Source organism: Mesobacillus boroniphilus, from assembly GCF_018424685.1.
Taxonomy (GTDB): Bacteria; Bacillota; Bacilli; order Bacillales; family Cytobacillaceae; genus Mesobacillus; species Mesobacillus boroniphilus_A.
The window spans coordinates 2,488,956-2,512,083 of the sequence record NZ_QTKX01000001.1 but is presented as its reverse complement, the minus strand read 5'-3'; the positions used below and the strand labels follow the sequence as shown (position 1 = coordinate 2,512,083).

At 45.2% G+C, this 23,128-nt stretch carries 26 protein-coding genes; 21 read left to right on the top strand and 5 right to left on the bottom strand.

Translation table 11 applies throughout. From position 1 onward, the window contains the following. Positions 1-28: 28 nt before the first annotated feature. Positions 29-1,123: a tetraprenyl-beta-curcumene synthase family protein gene (locus DYI25_RS12770; protein ID WP_213369241.1), complete on the top strand. Its 1,095-nt coding sequence runs from the start codon at positions 29-31 to the stop codon at positions 1,121-1,123. Between the two features lie 259 nt (positions 1,124-1,382). Here the strand turns inward: DYI25_RS12770 and DYI25_RS12765 are convergent, their stop codons facing one another. Together DYI25_RS12765 and DYI25_RS12760 are read right to left on the bottom strand one after the other, a co-directional pair. Then, positions 1,383-1,955 carry a tRNA (mnm(5)s(2)U34)-methyltransferase gene (locus DYI25_RS12765; protein ID WP_213369240.1) on the bottom strand — a complete coding sequence of 191 codons (573 nt, stop codon included), beginning with the start codon at positions 1,953-1,955 and terminating at the stop codon, positions 1,383-1,385. Beyond that, on the bottom strand, positions 1,945-2,919 hold the full coding sequence (locus tag DYI25_RS12760; protein ID WP_213369239.1) for a TIGR01212 family radical SAM protein: 975 nt from the start codon (positions 2,917-2,919) through the stop codon (positions 1,945-1,947). The genes DYI25_RS12765 and DYI25_RS12760 overlap by 11 nt, the downstream gene beginning before the upstream one ends. 213 nt (positions 2,920-3,132) lie before the next feature. Between DYI25_RS12760 and DYI25_RS12755 the strand changes: the two genes are divergently transcribed. The 20 genes from DYI25_RS12755 (at position 3,133) to DYI25_RS12660 (ending at position 20,191) form a co-directional block, all read left to right on the top strand. After that, on the top strand, positions 3,133-3,396 hold the full coding sequence (locus DYI25_RS12755; RefSeq protein WP_213369238.1) for a YtzC family protein: 264 nt from the start codon (positions 3,133-3,135) through the stop codon (positions 3,394-3,396). Between the two features lie 19 nt (positions 3,397-3,415). Continuing rightward, a complete protein-coding gene (locus tag DYI25_RS12750) occupies positions 3,416-3,595 on the top strand; it encodes a glycogen biosynthesis protein GlgD (protein WP_213369237.1) in 180 nt (59 codons plus the stop codon). A 453-nt stretch (positions 3,596-4,048) separates the two neighbouring features. Next, a complete protein-coding gene (locus DYI25_RS12745) occupies positions 4,049-5,008 on the top strand; it encodes a hypothetical protein (protein WP_213369234.1) in 960 nt (319 codons plus the stop codon). Then, on the top strand, positions 5,008-5,457 hold the full coding sequence (locus DYI25_RS12740; RefSeq protein ID WP_213369232.1) for a cytochrome c maturation protein CcmE: 450 nt from the start codon (positions 5,008-5,010) through the stop codon (positions 5,455-5,457). Before DYI25_RS12745 ends, DYI25_RS12740 begins: the two co-directional genes overlap by 1 nt. A 21-nt stretch (positions 5,458-5,478) precedes the next feature. Continuing rightward, a complete protein-coding gene (locus DYI25_RS12735; protein WP_213369230.1) occupies positions 5,479-7,470 on the top strand; it encodes a heme lyase CcmF/NrfE family subunit in 1,992 nt (663 codons plus the stop codon). Beyond that, a complete protein-coding gene (locus DYI25_RS22455) occupies positions 7,467-7,937 on the top strand; it encodes a cytochrome c-type biogenesis protein CcmH (RefSeq protein WP_213369227.1) in 471 nt (156 codons plus the stop codon). The genes DYI25_RS12735 and DYI25_RS22455 overlap by 4 nt, the downstream gene beginning before the upstream one ends. 12 nt (positions 7,938-7,949) lie before the next feature. Beyond that, positions 7,950-8,321, top strand: coding sequence for a hypothetical protein (locus DYI25_RS12725; protein ID WP_213369225.1), 372 nt, complete (start codon positions 7,950-7,952; stop codon positions 8,319-8,321). A gap of 5 nt (positions 8,322-8,326) precedes the next feature. Next, on the top strand, positions 8,327-8,668 hold the full coding sequence (locus DYI25_RS12720) for a hypothetical protein (RefSeq protein WP_213369223.1): 342 nt from the start codon (positions 8,327-8,329) through the stop codon (positions 8,666-8,668). 17 nt (positions 8,669-8,685) lie between these two features. Beyond that, positions 8,686-9,390 carry a heme ABC exporter ATP-binding protein CcmA gene (gene ccmA / locus DYI25_RS12715; RefSeq protein ID WP_213369221.1) on the top strand — a complete coding sequence of 235 codons (705 nt, stop codon included), beginning with the start codon at positions 8,686-8,688 and terminating at the stop codon, positions 9,388-9,390. After that, complete coding sequence (locus DYI25_RS12710; protein ID WP_213369219.1) at positions 9,387-10,070, top strand: heme exporter protein CcmB; 684 nt, start codon at positions 9,387-9,389, stop codon at positions 10,068-10,070. The genes ccmA and DYI25_RS12710 overlap by 4 nt, the downstream gene beginning before the upstream one ends. Then, positions 10,070-10,780, top strand: coding sequence for a cytochrome c biogenesis protein (locus tag DYI25_RS12705; RefSeq protein WP_249745311.1), 711 nt, complete (start codon positions 10,070-10,072; stop codon positions 10,778-10,780). The genes DYI25_RS12710 and DYI25_RS12705 overlap by 1 nt, the downstream gene beginning before the upstream one ends. 20 nt (positions 10,781-10,800) lie before the next feature. Continuing rightward, positions 10,801-10,932: a CcmD family protein gene (locus DYI25_RS12700; RefSeq protein WP_213369214.1), complete on the top strand. Its 132-nt coding sequence runs from the start codon at positions 10,801-10,803 to the stop codon at positions 10,930-10,932. Between the two features lie 15 nt (positions 10,933-10,947). Further along, positions 10,948-11,454, top strand: coding sequence for a TlpA family protein disulfide reductase (locus DYI25_RS12695; RefSeq protein WP_213369212.1), 507 nt, complete (start codon positions 10,948-10,950; stop codon positions 11,452-11,454). Positions 11,455-11,565: 111 nt separating this feature from the next. Further along, positions 11,566-12,090, top strand: coding sequence for a cytochrome c3 family protein (locus DYI25_RS12690; protein ID WP_213369210.1), 525 nt, complete (start codon positions 11,566-11,568; stop codon positions 12,088-12,090). Continuing rightward, positions 12,083-13,516, top strand: a complete 1,434-nt coding sequence (locus DYI25_RS12685; RefSeq protein ID WP_213369208.1) for an ammonia-forming cytochrome c nitrite reductase subunit c552 — start codon at positions 12,083-12,085, stop codon at positions 13,514-13,516. Before DYI25_RS12690 ends, DYI25_RS12685 begins: the two co-directional genes overlap by 8 nt. An 886-nt stretch (positions 13,517-14,402) precedes the next feature. Next, positions 14,403-15,587, top strand: a complete 1,185-nt coding sequence (locus DYI25_RS12680; RefSeq protein ID WP_213369206.1) for an MDR family MFS transporter — start codon at positions 14,403-14,405, stop codon at positions 15,585-15,587. 155 nt (positions 15,588-15,742) lie between these two features. Next, entirely contained in the window at positions 15,743-16,270 is a 528-nt protein-coding gene (locus DYI25_RS12675) for a CueP family metal-binding protein (protein WP_213369204.1), read from the top strand. A 92-nt stretch (positions 16,271-16,362) separates the two neighbouring features. Continuing rightward, positions 16,363-17,727 carry a sigma-54 interaction domain-containing protein gene (locus DYI25_RS12670; protein WP_213369201.1) on the top strand — a complete coding sequence of 455 codons (1,365 nt, stop codon included), beginning with the start codon at positions 16,363-16,365 and terminating at the stop codon, positions 17,725-17,727. Positions 17,728-18,078: 351 nt separating this feature from the next. Next, a complete protein-coding gene (locus DYI25_RS12665; RefSeq protein ID WP_213369199.1) occupies positions 18,079-19,398 on the top strand; it encodes a GntP family permease in 1,320 nt (439 codons plus the stop codon). Between the two features lie 16 nt (positions 19,399-19,414). Next, complete coding sequence (locus DYI25_RS12660) at positions 19,415-20,191, top strand: 3-hydroxybutyrate dehydrogenase (RefSeq protein ID WP_213369197.1); 777 nt, start codon at positions 19,415-19,417, stop codon at positions 20,189-20,191. Positions 20,192-20,227: 36 nt separating this feature from the next. Here the strand turns inward: DYI25_RS12660 and DYI25_RS12655 are convergent, their stop codons facing one another. The 3 genes from DYI25_RS12655 to DYI25_RS12645 are packed head-to-tail and all read right to left on the bottom strand — an operon-like array spanning position 20,228 to position 23,107. Further along, positions 20,228-20,950, bottom strand: coding sequence for a LutC/YkgG family protein (locus DYI25_RS12655; RefSeq protein ID WP_213369589.1), 723 nt, complete (start codon positions 20,948-20,950; stop codon positions 20,228-20,230). Next, entirely contained in the window at positions 20,944-22,374 is a 1,431-nt protein-coding gene (locus DYI25_RS12650) for a LutB/LldF family L-lactate oxidation iron-sulfur protein (RefSeq protein WP_213369195.1), read from the bottom strand. Before DYI25_RS12650 ends, DYI25_RS12655 begins: the two co-directional genes overlap by 7 nt. Before the next feature lie 16 nt (positions 22,375-22,390). Next, positions 22,391-23,107, bottom strand: coding sequence for a (Fe-S)-binding protein (locus DYI25_RS12645; RefSeq protein WP_213369194.1), 717 nt, complete (start codon positions 23,105-23,107; stop codon positions 22,391-22,393). Between the last annotated feature and the right edge of the window lie 21 nt (positions 23,108-23,128).

The window sequence follows — 23,128 nt, the reverse complement described above, 5'->3', positions numbered from 1 at the left end:
TTTACATGGAAAGGGTGAAGGTGTATACATGTTGATTCCATCAATGCCAATCAGTTTAATGTACCGTGTATACAAACAAGTTCTGCCTCAAGTACACAGGGAACTGGCATACTGGAAGAGCAGGGCAGAGGAAATCCCGAACCCTGAATTAAGGAAACAGGCTCTCGCCAGTATCGAGCATAAAACCTTTCATTGCGAAGGAGGCTCAATTTTGAGTCTGACCGCGAAAAAGAATTATAAGAAAGCGATCCGCTTCATAGTGGCTTATCAGACAATCAGTGATTACCTGGATAATCTTTGTGATCGAAGTACGTCCCTTGACCCGGCTGATTTTGCTGCATTGCATGAATCAATGGCGGACGCTCTCAATCTGGACAACCAGCTGAAAAATTATTACCGGGAGCGGGAGGACCAGAGTGATGGCGGTTATCTAATTGAGTTAGTGACCGTTTGCCGGGAGATTCTTGCCGAGCTTGATCATTATCAGGATATCAAGAAGCACCTGAGCGAGCTATGCGATTATTATTGCGATTTGCAAATACACAAGCATGTTGAGGTCAAAGATCGTGTACCGAGACTGCAAATATGGTTCGATGGCCATCGTGATAACATTCCGGACATGGAGTGGTATGAATTCTCAGCGTGCACCGGCTCAACGCTCGGAATCTTTTGCCTCGTATCCTACGGGCTGCGTGATGACTTCAAGCCAGAATACGCAGATAGCATCCGTAACGGGTATTTTCCTTACATACAAGGGCTCCATATCCTGCTCGATTACTTCATCGACCAGGAAGAAGACCGCCAAGGCGGCGATTTGAACTTCTGTTTTTATTATGAAAATGAAGAAGCTTTATTTGACCGCTTGCGACATTTTGTACAACATGCTGACCATCATACGGCCAAGCTTCCGCATCAAAAATTTCATAAACTAATCAACCGCGGCCTTCTCGGTGTTTACCTATCCGATGAAAAAGTAAGGCGCCAGGAAAGAATCAGGAAGCTTGCGAGAGAAATGATCAAGACAGCCGGCCCTGTCAGCTACTTCTTTTATATCAATGGACGAGCGTATCGGTCATTGCAGAAATGGATTCCTTCTGGAGTGGTGAGGGCGTTTATAAAATAGGAATGCAGCCAGGGGACTTTGATACCCTGGCTGTTTTTTTGCCTGTTAAAATCTTTACTAAAAATAATGAGTGGGGAAGAGTGCTCATCATGTTCCCATAAAAGCAAGGTTGCGTGGTTTATCGTCACATAAATGGCGATAATTCGGTTCAAATTTTTTATAGTGCTATCCTTCAATCATACAGGCCCAGCTGCTTTGAACTAAAAAAGCCATTTTACACTCCCATCATAAAAAAAGCTCCCACTAATGGGAAGCTCTCTTATCTCTTCTCAATCGCAATAATAAATGGCGGGTTGTTTTTCTGGTTCAGGAATTTATACTCTAATACATGTGCTATGTTTTGTTCCAGTGATTTTACATATCGCAATAAATACTCCCGTTCTACCTTGCCTTCGGGATGTCCGTGGTAGATCACAATTACTATGATGCCTTCTGGGGCCATGATTTCTAGCAGCTGGTCGATGGCCTGGATGGTTGTCTCAGGGACGGTTACGATGTTTTTATCGCCGCCGGGGAGATATCCAAGGTTGAAGATGGCACCTGTGACTTTTCCGAAGTGCAGCGGCGGTATGCACTCTGTGATGTTTTCATGCCCGGTATGGAACAATGTTACCTGATCCTGCAAATCATGTTCGCGAAGCTTCGTTTTGCACGCCATGAGCGCTTCATCCTGGATATCAAAGCCGTAAATCCTGCCGGAAGGGCCGACCAGGTTGGCTAAAAATAATGTATCATGCCCGTTGCCGACTGTCGCATCGACAGCGATATCCCCGGGCTTCACAGCTAATTCAAGAAGGTTCCTGGCAAATGGAAGGATTCGTTCAAGCTTCATTTTCAATCACCGCTTTGTTTCCAGTATAAAATTTCCCCTGCCAGCTGTTTCGACGCTTCAATTCTTTATCAATCGAGTTCAGTACTTCCCATTTATTGACGCTCCACATTGGCCCGACCATCAGCTCGATCGGTCCATCCCCGGTAATTCGGTGGATGATCATTTCAGGGGGCAGGATTTCCAGCTGATCACAGACCAATTTTACATAGTCCTCAAAGCTAAGGAATTCAAGCAGCCCTTTTTCATACTGCTTGACCATCGGAGTGCCCTTCAACAGATGAAGAAGATGGATCTTGATACCTTGAACATCAAGTTTCGCGACTTCACCTGCCGTTTCCATCATCATTTCAGGAGTTTCCATCGGCAGTCCGTTAATGATATGGGAGCAAACCCTGATGCCATGCTTTCGGAGCTTGTCCACACCTTCTTTGTACGTTTCATAATCATGGGCCCGGTTGATTAAATTGGCTGTTTTTTCATGGACCGTCTGAAGTCCAAGTTCTACCCATAAATACGTTCGCTCGTTCAGCTCAGCCAAATATTCCACGACATCATCAGGCAGGCAATCCGGTCTCGTAGCAATTGAAAGCCCGACGACCCCATCTTCGTTCAATACGGTTTCGTACTTCTCTCGCAGCACCTCGACTGGGGCGTGTGTATTGGTGAAAGCCTGGAAATAGGCCATGTACTTGCCATCTTTCCATTTAGTATGCATTTTTTCTTTGATCTTTGTGAACTGTGTGCCGAGATCCTCTACTCTATCACCTGCGAAATCACCTGAACCAGCAGCACTGCAAAATGTGCAGCCTCCGTGCGCTACTGTGCCATCGCGATTTGGGCAATCGAATCCTCCATCAAGCGCCACTTTGAAAACCTTATGACCAAAATGGCTGCGCAGATGGTAATTCCAAGTATGGTATCTTTTATCGTCTGTTGCGTAATGAAAAGGGTTGGTCTGAATCATGCCAGAAACCTCCTATAACCTGTCTGTCAAAGAAATGAATAATAAAAATTGTACCATTTAGAGAACGTGAATCCAATTGCAAAAAGATTACAAAGTGTACCAACATAATTGGCATCATTAAACATTGTCAAAATCGTGATAGGAAAATGTATTGTGAACAAAATAAAGAAGAAGCAGACTTTGCTTCAGCATCATGTAAAGGAGGGGCTATTATTGGCAACACGTCAATCGGTTGACCAGTTACTTCAGCAATGTGAGGATGCAATCAATCTTGCCCAGGATCAATACAAGAATGCCGCCACACAGCAACATTTTAATGACGGCGATTTTACCAATGCACTGCAGGCAATTGAGGACGCATACAATGATTTGGCCAAGCTCGCATTCAGTGCAAATTCCCAGCAGCGCGAACAGCTGCACCGGATGAGACTTCAGCTCCAGCAAGTCCAGAACAATATGATTTTGCTTGATCACTAAACAGGAGGGGAAAAACATCTTGAAGAAGCGCTCAAAGCAGAATAATCCTGAACAAAAAACAAGGAACGGCACCAATAACCAGGATCTTGAGCTTGGAATGGATCATGATCCGGTAAAAGAAGCAAAGAAAAAATATGAACAGAGTGGTGGGCAGCCGGTAAAATCAAAATTCCATCCTGAACCAGAGCAATCTTCATAAATTTGTAACACCCTCACTTCCATTAGGGAAGTGAGGTTTTTTTATTGGTTTGGAAAAAGCTCAATAGTGTTTTTACCTCCTGTTGATTGTAGTGGAAGGCGCGAAGACTCTTACGGGAGCATGGGGCAGGGGAGACCGCGAAGGATTGAAACGACGAGGAGGCTCCCCGGGCCACCCGTGGAAAGCGAAGCGCCTGGAACGAAAATCAACAGACTTATTTATCAACAAATACCCCCCGTTCACAAATCGGATAAAACTGACGAAAATTCCGTGATTTATATCACAGAATGGGGGCTTTTAGAAATGGTTTAAATAAGGTAGACCAAAAAAGGTCAGGAGGAAAAATTAAATTTCATTTTGAAAAACCCTTAGAGAATATAAAATGTTTTTTCAATTCAAGTTGTCTTGTGAAAACATTCACGAATTTGTCACATATAGAAAGGAGTTCATCGAATGAAAGTTATGAAGTTAATATTGGCCATTATTTTATTATTCGTATTCCAGCTGCCCGGTAAGGGTAGTGCTGAAACAAAATCCAATGTCCTGAATATGGAGGAGCTAACGATCCAGGTGATGCCGGAATATTCGTACCACCCGAAAGATAAGAAAAAGAATCCGCCTCTCTTGGTCGGCTATCATGGGGCCTTAAAGAACAATGCCGAAGAAGCGCAAAGAGGCCAGGTAGTCATTCCGCTGCCAATGGATGAGAAGAATTTCAGGATTGGTTTTGTCGCTGATTATTCCCGCGATCTGACTGAAATGAATGAAATTCAATATGAATTTGATAAGGAAAGCGGAACAATTTCCTGGGAAACGAGCGAGGAAATCCAGCCGCAGGAGATCTACAAGTTTGTGATTGAGTACTATACCGACAGCATCAAGGAAAAAGACGGCACCAAGAAGTTGAACTACGATTTTAAAAACTTCGCTGAAATCGGATTATTGAACTTGATTTTTGTTGAGCCGCTTAATACAGAAAGCTTCAAACTGGAGCCTGCTTCAGAGCAGCACCAGAAAAACTCCTACAACATGAACATGTTCCTATATCAAAGCCAGGGGATGAAGCCTGGTGATGCGAAGAACATCTCGCTGGAATACAAGCGTGCAGAAACAAGGACCACCGCGGAAATCATGGAAGATATGGCTGGAGATGCGAAAAAGGCCGGCACTGTAAAACAGAATGATGAAAAAATGCCTCTGTGGCTAGTCATTGCAGTCGTTGGCAGTTTGACCTTATTTGCAGCAGTACTATTGATTTTCATCATGAAGAAAAAGAAAGCAAAGCCGGTAAAAAGTGATGCACCAAACGACAATGAAATCAAAAAATCAAAGCTCCGCGCAATGTTGGTGGAAGGAACCATTACAGAAGCTGAATACAACGAATTGATCAAAAAGCTGGGAGGTAGAAAGTGATGTCTAAAAATAAAAAAATCGTAATGGGATTGGGCCTTGCAGCAGTGGCATTCGTGATCATGATGTTTTCGACAATGCCAAGCGCCGGGAGCAAGGAAATCACGATTGCCGATCTTAGCAAAAATGGTTCGAAATATGAAGGCGATTATATTATGACGCAGGGCCTCCTTAATAAGGAATCCGTTAAATGGGACGCTGATAAACTGGAGCTCCGTTTTGAGCTATACGAGGAAGGCCAGGGAACGCTGCAGATATTCCATAAAGGCATCAAGCCAGACAATTTCTCTGAGGATGTCATCGTTTTGGTGGAAGGTTTTATCCAAAAAGACGGAGTGTTCGAAGCAGAAAAAGTACAGACAAAATGCCCGACAAAATATGAAGGCGAAGACATGGAGAACTATGATACCGAAATGCATAAGGAAATATACAAAAATGATAAACCGGAATAAAACAGATGGGTGGTTATCTGTATGTATCTAATTGGGAACATCTCAATCTACCTTGGGATCGTGATTTCACTATATGGAATCATCGCCAATATCGTCGGGCTTAAGAAGAAAAGCAGCAAATGGATGGAAAGCGCAAGAGGTGCAGTCATATCGCTTGCATTTGTAGCAAGTATTGCTTCCTTCTTGCTGCTCTACCTTCTTGGAACAAGCCAGTTCCAATTTAAATATGTGGCTTCCTATACGAATGAAAGCCTGCCAATGGCTTATAAATTGACAGCATTTTGGGCGGGTAACGCCGGATCCCTGCTATTATGGGCTTTCCTTTTAGCGTTGTACGCGACAATGGTTGTCTTTTCAAGAGAAAAGAAAAACCGGATGATGCCATATGTATCCAGCATTCTGATGGTTAACATCCTGTTCTTTTTCAGTGTAATGGCACTTAATGCAAATCCTTTTGAAATGACCGATAAAATTCCGGCTGATGGAAAAGGGCTTAACCCGATGCTGCAAAATCCGGGCATGATTCTCCATCCAGTAACGCTCTATATGGGCTATGTTGGATTGGCCGTTCCATTCGCGTTCGGGATTGCGGCACTGATCCTGAAGAGAATGGATTCAGAGTGGATTAAATTAACTAGGAGATGGACGCTTCTTGCATGGCTGTTCCTGACGCTCGGCAATGTGATCGGTGGCTGGTGGGCATACCTTGAGCTAGGATGGGGCGGTTACTGGGCATGGGACCCGGTTGAAAATGCCTCGTTCCTGCCATGGCTGACCGTATCGGCATTCCTTCATTCAGTGATGATCCAGGAACGAAAAAATATGCTGAAAACCTGGAACGTAAGCTTGATCATCTTATCTTACATCTTGACTTTGTTTGGGACATTCCTTGTCAGAAGCGGAGTCCTGACAAGTGTCCACGCGTTTGGCGACAGCAATCTGGGCACGTACTTCCTTGTTTTCATGGCTTTCATGATGCTGTTTTCTCTGTATATAGTCATGACAAGGTACGGACTGATTAAAAAAGACAGCAGTCCAATTGAAGCTTATTTTTCAAAAGAAAGCAGCTTCCTGCTAAACAACCTGATTCTTGTGGCTGCCGCTTTCGCTGTTTTCTGGGGGACGATGTACCCGCTGATTTCAGAAACTTTTACAGGGACAAAGGTCAATGTCGGCGCGCCATATTTTAATAAAGTGATGGCTCCGATCCTTCTGGTGCTGATTGTATTAATGGGAATCTGCCCGCTAATCGCATGGCAAAAAGCGGTGTTTGAAAAGTTCATGAAGAACATGCTCTGGCCACTGGCAATGGGTGTTGCCACAGCAATCCTCCTGTTCGCTTTTGGCGTCAAGGGAATTTACGCCATTATCGGCTTATCGGCAACGAGCTTCATGTTTGGAACGCACTTGCTTGAATTCGCGAGAGGGATCAGCGCAAGAAGGAAAGCAACGAAGGAAAACATCCTGAAGGCAGCGTTTAAACTGACAGTAAAAAACCAGCGCCGCTATGGTGGCTATATCGTCCATATCGGTATTGCAGTTATCGCGGTAGGTGTCATTTCTTCGCATACTTACTCAACAGAGGTGCTGAAAACGGTAGATGCAGGAGGCAGCATCAAAACCGGGGATTATGTGCTGAAGTTCAACGAACTGACTGAACATACAAAAAACGGCAATGGCGTGGTTGTGGCCGATATTGATGTTACGTACAAGGGCAAGGACATTGGCAAAATCAAACCTGAAAAAATCTTCTATGAAACATGGCCAGAGCCATCAACAGAAGTAGCAATCAAGACGAATTGGAGCCAGGATCTATACGTAGTACTCAGCTCCTGGGAGAACAAAGACAAGGTCACATTCATGGTAAAAGTAAATCCATTTGTAAGCTGGATCTGGGTAGGCGGCATTATCATGGTGATCGGTACAGCATTCGCCCTCATAGGCGGTAGGCCGACCACATTCCGTTACCAAATCAATAAAGGCATTTCGAGAGTGGGAGGGTTAAAAAAGTGAACAGGAAAATTCTCTTAACAACACTCCTTTTGCTTATCGTGATTCCTGGCATGACAACAGCTTTTACGTATAATTCGAAGGAATTCAAACACATCATCGGTCAGCTTGATATGCAGGGGCATGCTGACCACGAGTTGTCCACCTGTTCAGTAAAGAAGATTTACTACGATGAAGTGGTTGAGATGCTGAACGGTGGTAAATCAGAACCGGAAATCATCCAATCCTATGTTGATGAATACGGGCAGGCTGCCTTGAGAACTCCGGGCGGCGGCAAAAGTGGCTGGATTGCCTGGGGGATGCCAGCGGCAGGAGTTGGCATTGGCAGTGTGATTGTCGGTGTCTGGCTCAGAAAATTGACAGTCAAGAAGGCAGAAACAAAGCTTGAGGCGAAGACAGCATGGAGTTCGGAAATCGAGAAAGAAATTGCTGCAAAAACATTTGACGAAGAGCGCCGGAAGCTTTTCTAGGAGCTGATCAAAATGGATTATGTATTTTTAATAATTGGATCACTCGTGATCATCACTTGCTTTTACTTCATCGTTTCTCCTTTTTTCTCATCAGGTGAGGTGCCAGCTCAGGAAGTGGAGACAGAGGGTGAAAAGCTGACGCTGGAGCAAGTCTACAGTGCTGTGAATGAGCTGGAAATGGACTTTTTAATGAAGAAAATCACAGCTGAGGATTTTGAGAAATTGAAGGAGAATTACCAATTGCTCGCGGCTGAAATGTTAAAGGAAGAAACGCAAGGACGCAAGGCAAAACATCTTCCAGAGAGCAAAAAGAAGATAAAGGATGCCGAAGCAGAAGCAGAAATCCTTAGAGAACTGAAGAAGCTTCGCAATCAGAAGGGGTGATCAGTATGGCACCAGCCTACCATCCTGAATGGCTTGTGAAATTCTGGCTCACGACTCCTGGGTTAAACATGGTGAATCCACACTATTTGCTGATTGCTCTAGCTGCTGTCATAGCTCTTGTCTGGTTTTTGCGAAAACGGAGGATGCCTGCTGAGGACATGATTGGTGAGGAAGACCAGTTATTCAAACACCTTTTACTAAGAAAAAAAGTGATTGAAGGGGAACTTGCCGGACTTGAAGCAAGGCTGTCGGCAGCGGAAATCACCGAAGAGAACTATAAATTGCTGAAACTTGATTACCAGAGCCATCTCGCTGAGGTAAGCAAAGAACTGGAACAATACACTTAACGAAAGAGTTGGGGACAATGCTGGAACTGAGGAAAATGACCAAAATGCTGGGAGATAAACTCGTATTAAGGAATATCACCCTTTCATTGGAAAAAGGGGAGATATTAGCGGTGATTGGCCCGAATGGAGCAGGAAAGAGCACCTTCTTTAAATGCACGGTCGGACTTCTGCAGCCAACGAGCGGGGAAATTCTCCTGGATGGGAAGCTTGTTAAGAAAAACTCAGCTGAGATTAAGCAGCGGATTGGTTTTTTAGGTCATGAATCATTTCTGTACAATAATCTGTCCCCGCTCGAAAATCTCAAATTTTACGGGAAGCTTTACAAGGTAAAGGATCTTGACAGGAAAACAAATGAACTCTTAAAGGAAGTGGGGCTCTACCTTTTTCGCGATATGCCCATTCGCTCCTTTTCAAGAGGGATGATGCAAAGACTAGCCATCGCCAGAGTGCTGCTGCCCGACCCTGATATCCTAATGCTCGATGAGCCGCACACTGGCCTCGATCAGGAGGCAGTGACATTGCTGAATAACATCATTAAAAACAAACGGGACAGTGGGACGTCAATCCTGATCATCTCGCATGATTTTGAGCAGGTTCATGCACTTGCTGACAGGGCGGCCGTGCTGAAGAAAGGAAAGATCGTCTCAACAAGGCGCATTCGAGAAGAAGTAAGCCTGGCAGAGATGAAGCGCTGGTACGAAGCAGAGGTGAAGAGCTCATGATTTCGATTCTTAAAGATGCGTGGACGATCGCCAGCAAAGACCTGAGCAATGAGATCAAAACAAAGCAGACAATCGGCATGATGGTCATCTTTTCGAGTCTCGTCGTACTGATCTTCAGCTTTGCGTTCGATCCGACAAACAATATGGTAAAGGCTGTAATTCCCGGGCTTGTCTGGCTGATTACCGTGTTTTCCGGAATTTTGGGACTGAATCGTTCCTTCCTTTCCGAGCACGAAAACGATGCCCTGACAGGACTGCGCTCGGCACCAATCGACCCTTCCAGCATCTATCTTGGAAAGGTTTTGGCGAACTTCATCCTCGTAACGGCAGTCCAGCTGGTCAGCATTCCTGTTTTGTTTCTGCTGTTCGACTACCGCTTTTTTGGAAAAGTGAGCTGGTTCATTCTTGTAGTCATCATTGGCACACTCGGTTTCATTATAGTCGGGACCTTCCTGGCTGCGCTTTCGGCAAACGCAAAGAACAGCGAGATGCTTTTGCCGGTTTTGCTGCTGCCCCTACTAAGTCCACTGCTGATCGCGGGTGTCCAGGCCACAAGAATCATTCTTGAAAATGAACTAATCGCGGATGCTGCTTCCTGGATCAGGCTAATGGCTGCTTACGATTTATTGTTCCTGGCTGCATGCTTTTTCTTATTCGAATTTATTATGGAGGGGTCTTGATGGAAAAGAATACTGGCATTATCGACCGGCTGTTGCTGTTTACGTTAATTCCGTCATTTTTTATTGCACTTTATCTGATTTTTATATGGTCGCCTGTTGAAAAGGTAATGGGCGCTACACAGAAAATATTTTACTTCCACGTTGGCAGTGCATGGGTCGCCTTCCTCGCTTTCGGTGTCGTAGGTTATTACAGCGTTAGGGTGCTGATCAAGCCGAGGCTCCAGCATCATATCAATGCCGGAATCTCAGCAGAAATAGGTGTGCTTTTCACGACGATCACACTGATAACCGGGATGATCTGGGGAAAATCAAGCTGGAATACGTGGTGGACATGGGAACCTCGCCTCGCGACAACCCTGATTCTCTGGTTCATCTATGTTGCTTATCTGTTTGTCCGCAAGATGGACGGTTCAACGGAGAAAATCGCAAGACTTTCAGCAGTTTTCGGCATCATCGGTGTCATCAACGTCCCGATTGTCTTCATGGCAATCCGCTGGTGGAACACGAAGCTTCATCCGATCGTGTTCGGCGAAGGCAAAAACCAGTCTGGAGGCGGAATCGAGCCCGATATGCTCGTCGCACTGCTATTCTCGATTTTTACGATTACCTTGCTTTACGCGTTCCTGATGCGCAAAGGGATCGAAATAGAAAAGATGAGGCATATCGTCAAAAAGGCGAAATCAAAAGCAATTGAAAAGCTTGCTGGCTAATTACTAAGGAGGAGTTTAAAATGACTTACTTATTCATGGCTTACTCAGTTATTTGGACGTTGATCGCTGGTTATGTGGTAGTGCTTGGACGCCGTCAGAAGCAGTTGAAGAAAGAGCTCGAACTTCTTGAAGAATGGAAATCAGATTTTTAAAAGCGGGTGATGAAAATGGGCAAAAAGATCGTTCCGATCCTCGTTATTGTTGCCGTCATCGGAGTTCTGGGCTTTTTGGTCAGCGGACTGGGAGGGAAAGCATCAGCCCAGCCAGGTGACCAGTCTATCGATTTCGAGCTGCAGGATATCGACGGCAACACCTATAAGCTTTCTGATTTTAAGGGCCAGCCAGTTGTCCTGAACTTTTTTGCGACATGGTGCGCACCGTGCATTGATGAAGCACCTGAACTGGAGGCATTCGGCGCAGAGTATAAGGATGCAAAGCTGCTGATCCTCGCTAAAGGCGAATCGAAAAAACGGATGGAAAAATACATCGGGGAAAGCGGCTCTGAGCTAACTTACCTTTTAGATACAAAAGAAGAAATTTCAAAGGATTACAACGTCATCGGGCAGCCTGAGACCATTATCATCGACAGGAACGGCGTGATTATTGAACGCTTCTCCGGCCCGACAACGAAGGACGACTTAATCAGGATGATCCAGGAAGAAGTTTCACCATAACCTTGGTTAAAGCACATTCGTGTTTTAATACGGCTGCATTGTTGGCTGAATTTTTCTAGCAGCGCAGCCTATAGTAGATTGCGTTAATCAGCTATAAGGGAGGTGAAAGAGATGCTGAAAAAGCTACTGGGAATAGACAAAAAGATGCTGTTATTCATTGGCGTATTTGCTGGAATCATTGTTTCTGTCGTCACTGTCAAAACGCTTGCTTATACGGATTCACCTGAATTTTGCTCGAGCTGCCATATCATGACAGAGGTCCATGACTCGTTCTCTGATTCCAACCACGCCGGACTTGCCTGCGGGGACTGCCATTTGCCGCATGAGAACATGGTCGAAAAATACACCTATAAGGCAAAAGCAGGTATGACCCATGTGTACTTCAATACACTTGGTGAAGCGAAAATCCCGAAGGTGCTGCACGCAACAGAAAACTCTGATGAAGTCATTAATGAGAACTGCATCAGCTGCCATGAAAATACGCTGGATAATGTATCACATGATGCAAAGGACAGCTGTTCAAGCTGCCACCAGGCAGTGCCGCACGGCAAAGGCTTCAAAACAGAGGATTATTTTAAACCGCCGAAACCTGGCGAGCTTTTAGAGAAAAAAGGAGGTACGATGGACAATGGCTAGAAATTTCCGCTGGGCATATTTGCTCCTTGCGGCTGTCATGCTCATCATAACAGGCTGCTCCGGCTCAGAGGAAAAAGCAACTTCCGCAAATGAGCTGAAAACAGGGCTTAGCAAAGATGAAATCAGCAATGAGGCCTTCAAGGACTTATTCCCGCTGCAATATGACAGCTACAAGCAAAATGAAAAAATGGAGGATACAAAATACAGTGGTTCTGTCAAACGAAGCAAGTACGACCATGATAAGGAACCATATCTGCCTGTCCTTTTCAACGGCTATGGCTTTGCGACTGAATACAATGAGGATCGCGGCCATATTTACGCCAATGAGGATGTCCGGGCGATTGCACGTATTACTGACAAATCAATCGGTTCATGCTTAACTTGTAAATCGACGGCAGTTCCTCATATGATCGAGGAAATGGGAGACGATTATTGGGGCGGTAATTTTAATCAGGATATTTGGCCAAAGGCAGAAGCGATGGGGCATTCACCGATCGGCTGCTCAGACTGCCATGACCCGCAGACAATGGATTTGAGAGTTACCCGTCCAAGCTTTATCAAAGCAATGGAATCACAGGGAATCGACATGTCCAATCCAACTAAGAATGACATGAGGAACTATGTTTGCGGCCAGTGCCACGTAGAATATTATTTTGCTGCTGAAAATGGAGAGGTCACATATCCATGGGCAAAAGGATTCAAGCCTGAAGACATGTTTGAATACTATGAAACAATTGCAAAAGAAACAGGCTTTGAGAAGGACTGGATTCACAATGTATCCGGTACACCAATGTTAAAGGCACAGCACCCAGAGTTTGAAACGCATATTGAAGGTCCGCATGGTGAGGCAGGTGTGACTTGCTCAGATTGTCACATGCCGTATGACCGAGTCGATGGCAAGAAGAAAATCAGTTCCCACTGGTGGACTTCGCCGCTGAAGACAATGGAGCAGTCGTGTGCAACATGCCACACCAACCGCGATATGGAAGAGCTGAAGGGCCGAGTGATGGATATTCAGGATACTCATATGGAAGGGCTCCATAAAGCAGAGGATATCTCGATTACATCACACTACTATATAAATAAGATGATCACATCTGGTGTAAACGAGGCTAAAATCAAGGAAGCACAGGCGCATATAAGGAAAGCCCAGTGGTTCTGGGATATCGTTGCAGCGGAAAATTCAGCTGGTTTCCATAATCCGCAGGGAACAATGGATTCATTGAGAGTTTCAGTGGAAGAATCGAATGCAGCAATTAATCTTGCTATTGAAGAATTGACGAAAAAGGGTGTAAACCTTGAGGAAGTCAAGACAGAGATTGAAAAAGTGAAGAAGGCTGTCTACGAGGAAAAAGATAACTTCAAGAAGAAAGAGAAAGCAATCAATAGTTACTTCCCAGCCCAACAGCCAGCTCCGAAAAAATAGAGAATAGCAAATTTAGAGAATAGATAAATAGGAAAACACTGTGCAAATGGTAGTTTGTACGGTGTTTTCTTTAGTTTTGCAGAAAAATGAATCAGTGTCAATTATCCTGGATACATTTTTTACTAATTCCGCAAAATGAACTGGATTCCCGAGCAAAGATTGCTCCTTTTCGCGATAAGATAACTTGATTTCGATAGGAAAACCTTTTGATTACGCAAAACACCGGTTGATTCCGCGAAAACAGCATCGGATTCCGCGAAAATCCTTCATGATTCTGCGAAAACACCTCACGATTCCGCGAAAATAACATATAATTCCGCGGACTGGAAATAATCGAGTGTTTTTTCCAATTCAGCTTCAAAAAAATAGAAAATTTCAACTTCAACTCCCTTCATAAATTCCTATTGCAACCAATAGTAAAAACCACTAAAATTACTTTGGTATTCTATAGGAAATTAAAAGTAAATACTGTTTTGGTATATATGTTTTTCTTAATCCAGCTCCAGCGCCTAGCCCCTTGAGTCACTTGTCCAGCTGCGGCTCCTAACTCCTCGAGACGCTTCGGTCCTGCGCATGAAGTCAAAGACGACTTCACAGGCAGGCCTTCCAGCGCTTGTCGGAGTTGGACAGTCGCCTCTACTTTTCGTTTACGGTCCGCCCAATGAAGTCAAAGAACGACATCACCGGTCGGCCCTCCGTGGCACACGACGTGCTAGACCCGCCAGCCACAGGATAAGGAAAGCTTCGAAGCGATTCATCGCACGACCGAAAGCGGTAGCTTTTGGGAGGACGTGGCGTTTTAGGCGGGCAGTGCTTGTCGGGGCTGAACAAGGCGCTTGCGCTTTTGGTTTTTTCGAATCTTATTTAATGAAAGAAGGCGTTTTTCATGCCGCGAGCCTTATGGCTTTTAATTATCGGGATGGCAGTCAATGTAACTGGATCCTCTTTTTTATGGCCTCTGAACACTATCTATATTCATGAGCACCTCGGCAAATCTTTGTCTGTTGCCGGAATCGTACTGATGCTAAACTCTGCTGCCAGCGTTATTGGCAATCTTTTTGGCGGCAGTCTTTTTGATAAAATTGGCGGTTATAAGTCTATTATTCTAGGAATCAGCATTACCATCATGGCGCTGCTTGGCTTGACCTTGTGGCCAGGCTGGCCGCAGTATATTTTCTTTTTGACATTGGTTGGTTTTGGTGCTGGAATCGTCTTTCCGGCGATGTACGCAATGGCAGGGTCGGTTTGGAAGGAAGGTGGGCGTAAAGCGTTCAACGCCATCTATGTGGCTCAAAACCTTGGAGTTGCGGTTGGAGCTGCGCTTGGCGGACTTGTCGCATCCTATTCATTCCAGCTGATTTTTATGGCGAACGCGGCCATGTACGTGATTTTCATGATGATTGCTGTTTTTGGCTATCGCAGCATCGATACTAGGTCAGCGAAACAAACAAATGTCCTTCAGGAAAATAGCGCCGTCAAAAGCCATACCAAGCTGTATGCGCTTCTTATCTTAGCTGTCGGCTACTTGCTTTGCTGGGTTGGGTATGTACAGTGGCAAACAACGATCGCAGCTTATACTCAGGAATTAAACATTTCCTTGAACCAATATAGTATCCTCTGGACAATTAACGGTGCACTGATCGTTCTCGGCCAGCCGGTTGTAAATAGGCTGATCAAGCCGTTCCAGAATAAAATGAAGCTGCAAATCATCATCGGCATGGTCATCTTCATGGTTTCCTATGCAGTTGCTGCAGGAGCTCAAGTATTCACAGGCTTTGTGGCTGCTATGGTGATCCTGACAATTGGGGAAATGCTGATCTGGCCGGCCGTTCCGACAATCGCAAATGATCTGGCGCCAAAAGGCAGGGAAGGCTTTTACCAGGGAATCGTTAACAGCACCGCAACTGGCGGGAGGATGATCGGCCCGCTCATGGGAGGAATCCTGGTCGACCTATACGGTATGCCGATGTTATTCGCGATTCTGATCGCGCTCATGTTCGTTGGCATTTTCACTACCGTAATTTACGACCGAAAATTAAAGGAATTGCACAATGTTGCTGCACAAGCATAAAGAAATAGGATGGAACTGGGCTTAGATACCAGCTCCTCTTTTAAATGGTCACATAATATGCATTTTTTCTCGATAAAAAATGCATATTTTACATCTAATATAGGACTGTGAGTTTATAATATAATCATATTTTGAAAGACAAGGGGGTGAATGGCTTGAAATTTAAGATCCTCGGAATTGCGTTTTTGGCTGCCGGTTTATTAACTGCCTGTAATGGCGGAGAGGAATCTGCTGAACCAGAAAAACAACAACAGAACATCAAGGAATTGGTGAGTGATTACAGCACGGGCGAAATTAAGGGCCACAAAGCTTCCATCACTTCACAAGAGCTAACAATTGCCGATAGTGAAGGGGACAAGCAAGTCTACGACATCTCGGAAGAAGACTTCTTCGTCTCAATCGCGCCATATGAAAATCAAACCCATCCTTGAACGAATCATAGCTTGACAGGTTGTCAAGGTGAACTGGTTGAAAAAGAGTTTGATGTATATATTGAGGATGAGGACGGAAACGTGGTCGTTGAAGAGAAAATGATGTCCCAGCAGAACGGTTTCATCGATTTGTGGCTGCCACGTGATAAAAAGTTCAAAACCAAGATTGGATATAACGGTAAAACGGTTGAATCAGAAATATCCACATTTGAGAATGATGCTACTTGCATAACGACTATGCAGCTAATGTAGACTAAAGCACCTATTTTTAGGTGCTTTTTTTATGCGAGCTATTGTTTTCAGAAAAATGTGATAAAATCAAAAGAAAAACCAGGTGGCGGATTATGAATACGAAGCTTTTACATATTCCAGCGAACATTATTGAAACCATTGTCGAGAATGCCTTTGAATGGCTTGTTGTTGTTGATCGAGAAGGCAGGATCATCTATATCAATCATAATTATTGTGAATTCCTTGAAGTCAATCGTGAAGAGACGATCGGCAGGCATGTGACCGAAGTGATTGAGAATACCAGGATGCATATTGTGGCCCAGAGCGGAAAAGAGGAACTGGCTGACTTGCAATTTATCAAGGGGAATTACATGATCGCCAACCGGGTTCCTATAATTAAAAATGGCGAAATAATTGCCGCCTTTGGGACGGTATTTTTCCGGGATACTCAGGAATGGATGAAAATGGACAGCCATGTTAAAAGCCTGCTGACCAGGATGCAGCCATACATCCAGAAAATTGATTCAGGCGTGAAATATACGCTTGATGACATCCTAGGCGAGTCCCAGCAGATTATTAGTTTAAAAGAGAAAGTGAAAATGGTATCCAATAGCGATATTTCGATTCTGATCAGGGGAGAGAGCGGAACAGGGAAGGAATTGTTCGCCCACAGCATCCACCAGCTTAGCAGTCGGAACCAGAAGCCGTTCATTAAGGTGAATTGCGGAGCAATCCCTGAAAATCTGCTCGAATCCGAGTTGTTTGGCTATGAGGAAGGAGCTTTTACAGGCGCGAAAAAAGGAGGAAAAAAGGGGAAATTTCAGCTGGCTAATGGCGGTACCCTCTTCCTTGATGAAATCGGGGACATGCCGCTGAGCATGCAGGTAAAACTTTTACGTGCCTTGCAGGATGGGGAAATAGAACCGATTGGTTCGACGAAATCGATTTCGGTTGATGTCCGGATTATCGCTGCCACAAACAGGCCGCTCGAGAATATGATTGAAGAGAAACGATTCAGGGAGGATTTATTTTACCGGATAAATGTCGTTCCTTTCAGCGTTCCTCCATTAAGAGAACGTGCTGAGGACTTAACACTGCTGATCGCGCATTTTATCGACAAAGTTACCAATCGGTTAGGAAAGCGGATTGGAGGAATTGAAGGTAATGTCATGGAAATTCTGAAATCATACAGCTGGCCGGGTAATATCCGCGAACTAGAAAATGTCATCGAGGCTGCGGTCCATTTGACAAAGAGAGAACAGATTACGCTGGATTCCTTGCCGGATTATCTGCAAACCCAGACTGCCATTTATCGATTCAATAACAAGAAGCTTAAGGATATTGTTGAAGAAACAGAACAATGGGTACTGAAGCAAAGTCTTGAAAGGAATAAAGACGACAAAGTCCTGGTTGGCAGGGAGCTGGGGATAAGCAGGTCCACACTTTATGAAAAGCTTAATAAATACGGCCTCTTGTAGTCCGGAAATTCGGAATGCTGTCCGAGTTTTCGGACTTCCTTGTTTTCTAGCAATATTTAAATAAGTATTCACTGTATGAATGGTAATTAATCAACGGGAACTGGACAGGTTAAATAACTTGGGTTCTATTTAGCAAAGGTAATGGAAGAATGATAGAGTCCGGAAATCCGGAATTAAATAACTGAAAATTAAGAATAAAAGCCGATTCTCCTGACCTGAAAAGTTGGCACGATAGTTGCAATAAGATAATACAGCAATTTTATTCAATATTTTTGTAAGCGTTGTCATCACATTGGGCAAGGAGGATAGTTTTCGTTTGTTTTCATTTTAAAAAATCAAGGGGGAAAAAGAATGCTGAGTATGATTGGATTGATTGGCGGTCTCGCTTTATTAATTTTTTTAACAATGAGGGGAATGAACCTGCTTATTGTTGGACCGATTTCTGCGTTGTTTGTTGCTGTGTTCAGTGGGATGCCGCTGTTCCCTCAGCTGGTTGAAGAAGGGGCTGCCAATTTTGTTGGCAATTATATGTCTGGTTTTTCTGGATTTGTTACTGCCTGGTACATGATGTTCCTGCTTGGAGCGATTTTCGGAAAGGTAATGGAGGATAGCGGCGCGGCTGACAGTGTGTCTGAGTTCATCGTCGATAAGCTTGGAATGAAGTATGCTGTCCTGGCAATTGTCGCTGCCTGTGCTGTTTTGACATATGGCGGAGTAAGCTTGTTTGTCGTAGCGTTTTCTGTTTACCCAATGGCATTGAGCTTGTTCAGGCAGGCCAATTTGCCAAGGCGTTTCATTCCAGCTGCATTAGCCTTCGGTTCGGTCACTTTTACGATGACTTCTGCAGGTTCTCCGGAAATCCAGAACTGGATTCCCATTCAATTCCTGGATACTTCACCGCTGGCAGGCTGGGAGGTCAGTGCCATCGTTGCTGTCTTCATGATGATTTTTGGTTACTGGTGGCTGAAACGGATGATCACAAAAGCTGTAGCAAAAGGAGAGAAATTCGTCGCCAGGAAGACTGATCCAATGATGGAAAAGCGTGAGCTGCCTCATCCTCTCATGGGCTTGATTCCTTTAGTAGTGGTATTGGTGATTTCTTTCATTTTCCATGATTCATTAAAACAGTCAGCATTGATCATCGCTCTCCTTGGCGGAGTTGTATCTGCTTACTTATTAAATCGCAAGTACTTCAAAAATTTCTGGGAAGCACTTTCTGAAGGAACGATGGGGGCATTGATTGCGATTGGTAACACTGCTGCTGTTGTAGGATTCGGAGGTGTAGCAAAAGCTGTGCCGGCTTTCCAGACTGCTGTTGATGCAATGACGAATATACCTGGAAGCCCGTTAATCGGGGCGGCAATTGCTGTAAGTGTCATTGCAGGGATGACTGGTTCAGCATCCGGGGGGCAGGCAATTGCGCTCCCATTACTTGCTCCGCATTATATGGATATGGGCGTCAATCCGGAAGCGCTGCACAGGGTAGCGGCAATTTCCTCCGGAGCACTTGATTCACTGCCGCATAATGGTTATGTGGTCACAACTGTTCGGGCAATCTGCGGCGAGTCCCATCAGGATGCCTACAATCCTGTTGCAGCCGTAACAGTCATCGTCCCATTGATTGGGGTAACAATAGCGATCATTCTATTCTCTCTAGGATTAGGTATTTAATGAAAGGAGATTCCCAATGGTAAAAGATAAAGTCATACTGATTACCGGAGCCGCCCAGGGAATCGGGTATGAGATAGGAAAGAGTTTTGGTGAGCAGGGCGGGAAGGTATTTTTGACAGATTTACAGGAAGAAGCTGTGGAAAAAGCGGCAGCAAGCCTGCGTGAATTAGGGCATGAAGCCGCTGGTTTGAAATGTGATGTCACTAGCGAAAAAGACATTGAGCAGGCAGTTGAAAAATGTATTGAGCACTATGGTCGTGTCGATGTACTCATCAACAATGCTGGCTTGCAATATGTATCATTGATCGAAGACTTCCCGACGGAAAAATTCGAACTGTTGATAAAAGTTATGCTTACTGCACCATTTATAGCCTTGAAGCATGTGCTGCCGGTCATGAAGAAGCAGGGTTCTGGCCGGGTGATCAACATGGCTTCCATCAATGGGCTTGTAGGGTTTGCTGGTAAAGCAGCTTACAATAGTGCCAAGCATGGGGTTATTGGACTGACCAAGGTTGCCGCACTCGAAACCGCGGAGCATGGGGTCACAGTAAATGCGGTCTGTCCCGGGTATGTCGACACACCGCTTGTGCGCAACCAGCTTTCCAGCCTTGCAGAGACAAGGAATGTGCCACTTGAAAAAGTGCTCGAAGAAGTCATTTTTCCGCTCGTGCCGCAAAAACGCCTGCTGGCTGTAGAGGAAATAGCCAGTTATGTAATGTTCCTCGCTAGTGATGCGGCCAAAGGAATCACTGGCCAGGCAGCAGTTATTGATGGGGGATATACGATTCAATAAGGTTAAAGCCGGCTTCCCTTTTCGGAAGCCGGCTTTTTACAAATCTTCAATTACAATATAAGTGGCTTTCACAGGTCCATGTACCCCGACGACAAGGTTCAGCTCTATATCCGCTGAGTTGCTCGGCCCTGTAATGAAGTTGATACAGGAGGCTACTTCTTTGCCAGATAGGTGCATTTCCCGCATCTTCTGCGCTGCCTGAGTTATGCGCGGCACGATTGTACTTTTAGGAATCAGTGCAATATATGTGGCAGGCAGGAAGCTGACTGTCCGCCCTTTATCTTTGGCACTGAACAATACGACTGTTCCGGATTCTGCAAGGGTGATTTCGCTGATGGTGATTCCGACATTCGCGCGTTCAGCCTGGCGTATATTTTCCTCGACCTTTGTATAATCCCATTGATGAAATTCTATATTTTCTGAAGGCCACTGTTCTTTCATCAGTGAATCGAGTCCCCAGTCTGTAAAACGTTCATCCTTCCACGACACAACCGGACCGCCGCCATAATCCTGAACAACCTTGTTTAAAGCAGCAGGCAGAGTTTTCAGGTCTGTCATCACAAGGCTTGTGTGGATTTTCAAACACTGATTTTTAAGAACTTCTATCAATTTATCAGCTGTCGCCTCGCTCAAAACAGTATCCTGAGGGCGGTGCTTCCATTCTGGTACAGTGACACCATTAGTACGCCGGCTTTTGCCCAAGGAGTTTGTGATTTTTTCTAGAAATGCTTCCCGGTTTTGGATTGTCCCTGTCATGATTCACCGCCTCCTTTTTCCCTGTTCTCGAACCAGTCCCTGAACCTCTCTTTGTTAGGAGCAGGGAATTCCCTGATCTCTGTCCAGGCCTTTAATGGGCCAGGTCCGTTTGAAATTTTATCTCCTGCTGTAAAAGGATTCATCGCGGCAGGGGCTGCTTTGGAACCGAATTTATACAGCATTGGGGAAGCTGCACCAAGGCCGAATGCCTTCATTGCAAGCTTCTCGGAAATCGGTGCTTTGCCTTCCTTCTCGACGATAACCTGACGATGCTTATGCAACAGCTGATGAAGCGGAATTTTTACAGGACAAACTTCCGTACACGCTCCGCACAGAGTTGAGGCATATGGAAGCTCCTTGTATTCATCGTAACCGCCAAGCAGCGGGGATAACACCGCGCCGACCGGACCGGAATAGATAGAGCCATATGAATGCCCGCCAACATGACGGTAAACAGGGCATACATTGATGCAAGCCGCACAACGGATGCATTGCAGGATTGGCTGGAATTCGGTACCGAGAATCTTTGAGCGGCCATTGTCGACGATTACGAGGTGGAATTCTTCCGGACCATCGACATCCAGCTCTTCCCGCGGTCCTGTCAGGACAGTGATGTAGCTAGTCAATTTCTGCCCGACTGCGCTTCTCGTCAACAGACTGACCAGGACCTCCAGCTCTTCAAATGTCGGGACAAGCCGCTCCATTCCCATCACCGTAATTTGTGTTTTTGGCAGTGAAGTCACCAAATCAGCATTTCCTTCATTTGTGACAAGGGCGAACGAACCTGTTTCAGCGACGGCAAAATTACAGCCGGTGATGCCGATGTCAGCGGTCAAATATTCCTTTCGCAGCATTTCTCGGGCATGCCAGGCCAGTTCCTCAGGCTTTTCCGTCTTTTGGTAGCCGAGCTTTTGGGTAAAAACGTCCCGGATTTGTTCCTTGTTTTTATGTAAAGCTGGTACAACGATATGCGATGGCGGATCATGATCATCCACCTGGAGAATGTATTCGCCGAGATCCGTCTCAACTACAGTGCAGCCAGCCTGTTCAAGGGTGGAATTAAGGCTGATTTCTTCCGTGACCATTGATTTCGCTTTGACGATTTTTTTCGCATTCTTTTTTTTCACGATGTCTTTAATATAATCATTTGCCTCTTCAGCGGTTTGGGCAAAGAACACATGGCCGCCGCGCTTTGCAATATTTTCGCTTAGCTGCTCCAAATAGTAATCGAGATTGTCGAGTACATGCTGGCGAATTTCTTCTCCAAGATTGCGCCATTCCTCCCAGTTTCCGAGCTCATCTGCTGCATCCTGCCTGCGCGTTCCCATCCGCTCCTGAGCTCCGGCAACCGCGCCTCTCATGAATGAGTCATTAATGCCATTCTCCACACGCTTTTTAAAGTCATTAGTACCGATTTTCATTGGCATAGGAAGTCCTCCTTCTTTATCGACTATTCAGCACTTCGGCGATATGCAGCACCTTGATGGGCTTGCCCTTTCGGTCGATCCGTCCACCGATGTTCATCAGGCAGCCAGCGTCAGCCCCAATCAAATAATCTGCACTTGTTTCTTCAACGTGCATCACCTTTTCATCGACCATCTGCTCTGAAATCTGCGCCATTTTTACTGAAAAAGTACCGCCGAACCCGCAGCATTGCTCCTTGCTCGGAAGCTCGGTAAATTCAAGATCCTTCACATTTCCCAATAGAATCATAGGTGCCTTTTTCACCCCAAGCAATCTCGTCATATGGCAAGAAGTGTGGTAGGTAACCTTACCCTTGAACCGGGCTCCAACGTCTTCGATTTTTAAAACATCTACAATGAATTGTGTCAGCTCATACGATTTTGCCGCCAGATTCTTCGCTTTTGATTCCCAAACAGGGTCTCCCTTGAAAATATGGGGATACTCATGGAACATCGCAATGCATGAACCAGAAGGGGAGACGACATACTCGGCATCCGCGAACGTATCAATCATCGACTTCATCGCCGCTTTCACTTCTTTTACATAACCACTGTTATACGCTGGCTGCCCGCAGCAAACCTGCGATTCAGGAAAATCAATTTCGCAGCCAAGCCGCTCCAGCAGCTCCACCGTCGCTTTTCCCACATTGCCCTGGAACATATCAACCAAACAAGTCGCAAAAAGAGTCACCTTCATCGTTCCGCCTCTTTTCCTCTA

What these genes read in the sequence shown, in the direction of transcription:
- DYI25_RS12770 (WP_213369241.1), top strand. Translation starts at nt 29, where the DNA reads ATGTTGATTCCATCAATGCCAATCAGTTTAATGTACCGTGTATACAAA.
- DYI25_RS12700 (WP_213369214.1), top strand. Translation starts at nt 10,801, where the DNA reads ATGACTTACTTATTCATGGCTTACTCAGTTATTTGGACGTTGATCGCT.
- DYI25_RS12735 (WP_213369230.1), top strand. Translation starts at nt 5,479, where the DNA reads ATGTATCTAATTGGGAACATCTCAATCTACCTTGGGATCGTGATTTCA.
- DYI25_RS12650 (WP_213369195.1), bottom strand. Translation starts at nt 22,374, where the DNA reads ATGCCAATGAAAATCGGTACTAATGACTTTAAAAAGCGTGTGGAGAAT.
- DYI25_RS12740 (WP_213369232.1), top strand. Translation starts at nt 5,008, where the DNA reads ATGTCTAAAAATAAAAAAATCGTAATGGGATTGGGCCTTGCAGCAGTG.
- DYI25_RS12690 (WP_213369210.1), top strand. Translation starts at nt 11,566, where the DNA reads ATGCTGAAAAAGCTACTGGGAATAGACAAAAAGATGCTGTTATTCATT.
- DYI25_RS12665 (WP_213369199.1), top strand. Translation starts at nt 18,079, where the DNA reads ATGCTGAGTATGATTGGATTGATTGGCGGTCTCGCTTTATTAATTTTT.
- DYI25_RS12685 (WP_213369208.1), top strand. Translation starts at nt 12,083, where the DNA reads ATGGCTAGAAATTTCCGCTGGGCATATTTGCTCCTTGCGGCTGTCATG.
- DYI25_RS12720 (WP_213369223.1), top strand. Translation starts at nt 8,327, where the DNA reads ATGGCACCAGCCTACCATCCTGAATGGCTTGTGAAATTCTGGCTCACG.
- DYI25_RS12660 (WP_213369197.1), top strand. Translation starts at nt 19,415, where the DNA reads ATGGTAAAAGATAAAGTCATACTGATTACCGGAGCCGCCCAGGGAATC.
- DYI25_RS12745 (WP_213369234.1), top strand. Translation starts at nt 4,049, where the DNA reads ATGAAAGTTATGAAGTTAATATTGGCCATTATTTTATTATTCGTATTC.
- DYI25_RS12725 (WP_213369225.1), top strand. Translation starts at nt 7,950, where the DNA reads ATGGATTATGTATTTTTAATAATTGGATCACTCGTGATCATCACTTGC.
- DYI25_RS12645 (WP_213369194.1), bottom strand. Translation starts at nt 23,107, where the DNA reads ATGAAGGTGACTCTTTTTGCGACTTGTTTGGTTGATATGTTCCAGGGC.
- DYI25_RS12760 (WP_213369239.1), bottom strand. Translation starts at nt 2,919, where the DNA reads ATGATTCAGACCAACCCTTTTCATTACGCAACAGACGATAAAAGATAC.
- DYI25_RS12695 (WP_213369212.1), top strand. Translation starts at nt 10,948, where the DNA reads ATGGGCAAAAAGATCGTTCCGATCCTCGTTATTGTTGCCGTCATCGGA.
- DYI25_RS12765 (WP_213369240.1), bottom strand. Translation starts at nt 1,955, where the DNA reads ATGAAGCTTGAACGAATCCTTCCATTTGCCAGGAACCTTCTTGAATTA.
- ccmA (WP_213369221.1), top strand. Translation starts at nt 8,686, where the DNA reads ATGCTGGAACTGAGGAAAATGACCAAAATGCTGGGAGATAAACTCGTA.
- DYI25_RS12710 (WP_213369219.1), top strand. Translation starts at nt 9,387, where the DNA reads ATGATTTCGATTCTTAAAGATGCGTGGACGATCGCCAGCAAAGACCTG.
- DYI25_RS12705 (WP_249745311.1), top strand. Translation starts at nt 10,070, where the DNA reads ATGGAAAAGAATACTGGCATTATCGACCGGCTGTTGCTGTTTACGTTA.
- DYI25_RS12680 (WP_213369206.1), top strand. Translation starts at nt 14,403, where the DNA reads ATGCCGCGAGCCTTATGGCTTTTAATTATCGGGATGGCAGTCAATGTA.
- DYI25_RS12670 (WP_213369201.1), top strand. Translation starts at nt 16,363, where the DNA reads ATGAATACGAAGCTTTTACATATTCCAGCGAACATTATTGAAACCATT.